Below are 3,319 nucleotides of genomic sequence, written 5' to 3'. Positions count from 1 at the left end.
AAAAAAACCCCCCTAAAAAGGGAGTTCTACAAAAGCTTTAGTAAGCGAACACGTAATTCAAATACACGCTATAAAGCCTGCGGTATTTGAGTTCAGCCCCCATGAAAGAATAGTAATTGGTGTTAATGGTGGGGATTTTCACGCCTAGCTCAATGCCATGCTGAGCCGCATGATCGCTGCCTTTTTTCTTAGATCTGGCTAAATTCATCCTCACCCCCATGTTGAACAAGAATTGGAAATTCGCCACATTCATTTTAGCGTTATAGACGTTATTCACGGTGGCTAAATTCACATACTCAGAATTAAGCCATGAAGTGCCCGCTAACGCAATCCCGCCAAAAAGCCCCACAGAAAGCTTGTTGTTTTTGCCTAAGAAATTGGTGGCTTTATCGTTGATGAAGTTATAAAGCGCGTCCGCTCCAAAACCATAAGTCCATACGTCAGAAGCCGAGTTGAAGAAGCTGGATTTGATGAACGCATGGTTGTAGTCAAAAAAGCCGTAATACCTAGCGCCCCATTTTCTTTTTTGGCCAAAGAATTGCTTGTAACCCACCTGAATACCGATCCCATTCATCGCGCCGTTGTTGGTTTGAGAACTGACGATGCCCATTTTCCTAAAGGGGTTACGCCCTAATTCTTGGTTGATGGTTTGGATCTGGTTGTAAGAATTTTGATTGAGGTAGTAATTGGTTTCTATGCCTTGAGGGCTATAAGGATTTTTCTTTTGGCTCACCACATTTTGCAAGCTTTGCGCATTAGGGACCTTTGAGAGCGCGGTGGTGATGCTGTTATAAGTATTCCCTAATTCATTGTATCGGGATTTGAAATTCACTAAAGTGTCAGCGATATTCTCTGCTTGCTGTATTTGCTGCTCTTGAGTGCCAAAGTGAGCGATGCTGTTGTTTAAATTCGTTATGGTTTGTTCCACATAGGCACAGCCGGAAGCGAAAGTTTGAGTGGTCACTGTGCCTGGAGCTGAACCTTGTGTGGCGCCAGTGCCAGCTGTTGAGGGGTTGTTGCATGTGGCTAAAAAGTCTTTAACAAAATGTTGAAGATTCCCGGTAATATTGCTAGGGTTAATGGTTTGCCCCACTTGATTAGCTAAATTGAGCATTTTGGCTTGCGCTTGAGCGTTAGCGAGCATGCCTTGCGCAAAACTGGCGTCCGTGAAAGGGTTGAAAGGCTTGCCATTATTATTGCCTACCGGAGTGGATTGTTCATGGCTGTTGATGACATTCGTTTGATTGACAAGCTCTTGCGCGTCCGTGATCATCTTTTGGATCGCGCTGATTTCTTCTGAAAAAGCGCCGCATATTTTCCCAGTAGTAGTAGTGAATTTTGGGGCGTTAGGCGCACTACTATTATTAGCACGGAAAAACGGGCATGCCGTGTTGATGGTGTTAATGAGCGTGCTCGCTTGCGCTAAGAGCGCTTGAGCGCTATCAGGCACACCGTTCAATTGGTTGGTGATTTCGGTGTAGGAGACATGTGATGTATTACTAGGCACTCCGCTATCAACGACTTTTGAACTGATCGTGGTGATCACGCTTTTGCCGTCTATGGTTTGGGTTTCCATCTTGGATCCGTTTTGTTGTTTCACTCCAGTTATGAAGCAGTTATTATTCCCTACCCCTGAGCAAGTGTAGCTGTAGGTTACATTGACCTTGCCGTTGTTTTCTTTGAGCGCTGGTAAGCCTTGTTTTAAAGCCGTTTGGAGGATTTGATAGGCTTCGTTAAGCTTTTTAAAATTCTCAATGCTCATAGGGCCGTAGTATCCAGGCACATACCCGTTCAAAGAACAAGTGATGGAAGTGGATCGATACCCTGGCTCGTTGTTGAAGATGGTGGTTGAAGAGGTGCTTTTTTGGCCATTGGCGTTACCCCCGCATTGCGTAACATAGCCCACGACATTCCAAAACCCTACCGCCGCGTTGATCGCTAAAAGCACGGCTTGATACGCCGGGGAGTTGGCTTTATCGCCGATCAAATTCTTCGCGCTCGCGCCCAGATTTTCACGAACTGCGTTAATCGCGCTCGGATCAGCGGACAATTTGATAAGGGTGTTTAGGGTGCTGTAATTATTCAAAAGATTGTTCAGCTTTTCATAATTGTCTGAAAGCTGTTGGATGCCTTTGGTGTTTGTTACCATTTGAGCGGCTTCACCGATCTGATAGCCTACGCTTGTGTAAAAGCCGTCGTCTTCAGCGTGGAGCAAAAACGAGAGAGAGAGAGAGAGAGTAAAAGGGTTTTTTTCATGACGTTTCTCCTTCATTAAAATTGGTTTGAAATTTGATGCATTGAACATGCATGGGGTGAATTATAGCGTAAAAGCGTTTTTTTTTTTTTTTGTCATTTCGGGAAAATTTTAGAATTTTTGTGCTTTTTGGTGTTTTTTGTTTCGTTTGTGTGGTGTTTGGGTGGGGTTTAAAAACCACCGCTTGACTAAAATCAAGCTCTTTGATTTTGTCTTAAAAAGCGCTTTTTAACACTTTTTAAATAATGTAACATTTAACAAAAGCCAAGCCAAGATTAAATAAGATTAAAAGGGGCATGCCCCCCATTAGCCCAAAAATTTAGTGCTGTTTAAAAGGGCTATCCACGACTTTTTTCCTATCCACAATATAGGGGATTAAAGCCATGTGGCGGGCTCTTTTGATCGCTACTTCCACCCTTTCTTGCCACTTTTTACTATTGCCTGTCAATCTCCTTGGCATGATTTTATAGCGCTCTGATAGCGTGTGCTTGAGCATGTCTAAATCTTTATAGTCAATAAAGCTGATTTTAGCTTCAGTGTATTTGCAATAGCGTTTTGAATAGCGTTTTCTTTCCATAATGTCTCCTTAATTTTAACCCTTAAAAGGGGATTTCTTCTTCATCAATATTGATTTCAGGCACGCTGTTTTGATACTTGGACGGCTGTGCTTGTAAATTCTCTTTAGCGTAAGCGTTTTGCGCATAACTTGGGGCTTGGTTAAAAGGATCTTGGCTGGGAGCGTTATGATTAGCGGGATAAGCGTTGTTGGAATTTTCATGCATCATGCTATCTTGCATAGCGTTTGCTTGGGGATTGTCTGACTTTTTATCCATAAATTGCAACGAGTCCGCTGTGATAGTGTGGCGGGAATTTTTTTTGCCCGTTTGATCCATCCAGCTCTCATAAGTCAAACGCCCTTCTATCAAAACGCTTGAACCCTTGCTCAAATACTGGTTAGCGATTTCAGCCGTTCGCCCAAACAAACGCACATCTATAAAGCACACCTCTTCGCCTGGCGTGCCGTCTTGTTTTTTAAAACGCCTGCTTGTGGCTAAACCTATTGTC

General features: G+C 43.3%; 3 protein-coding genes. All 3 read right to left on the bottom strand.

The window, feature by feature from the left end:
* Positions 1-37: 37 nt before the first annotated feature.
* The gene (gene babA, locus DV63_RS14795) at positions 38-2,272 is read right to left on the bottom strand and encodes a Hop family adhesin BabA (RefSeq protein ID WP_020982452.1); all 2,235 of its coding nucleotides are present in this window, start codon (positions 2,270-2,272) and stop codon (positions 38-40) included.
* Positions 2,273-2,573: 301 nt separating this feature from the next.
* Positions 2,574-2,831, bottom strand: coding sequence for a 30S ribosomal protein S18 (gene rpsR / locus DV63_RS14785; protein WP_000440196.1), 258 nt, complete (start codon positions 2,829-2,831; stop codon positions 2,574-2,576).
* A 22-nt stretch (positions 2,832-2,853) separates the two neighbouring features.
* Positions 2,854-3,319, bottom strand: a 466-nt coding sequence (locus tag DV63_RS14780) for a single-stranded DNA-binding protein (RefSeq protein WP_020982450.1), incomplete at its 5' end; no start/stop codon positions are given.

This window comes from Helicobacter pylori FD535 (assembly GCF_000296015.2).
GTDB classification, from domain to species: domain Bacteria; phylum Campylobacterota; class Campylobacteria; order Campylobacterales; family Helicobacteraceae; genus Helicobacter; species Helicobacter pylori_CT.
This window is presented reverse-complemented; position numbering and strand designations above follow the sequence as displayed.

Bases quoted from the DNA above. Each gene is read 5' to 3' on its own strand.
- rpsR (WP_000440196.1), bottom strand. From the start codon at position 2,831: ATGGAAAGAAAACGCTATTCAAAACGCTATTGCAAATACACTGAAGCT.
- babA (WP_020982452.1), bottom strand. From the start codon at position 2,272: ATGAAGGAGAAACGTCATGAAAAAAACCCTTTTACTCTCTCTCTCTCT.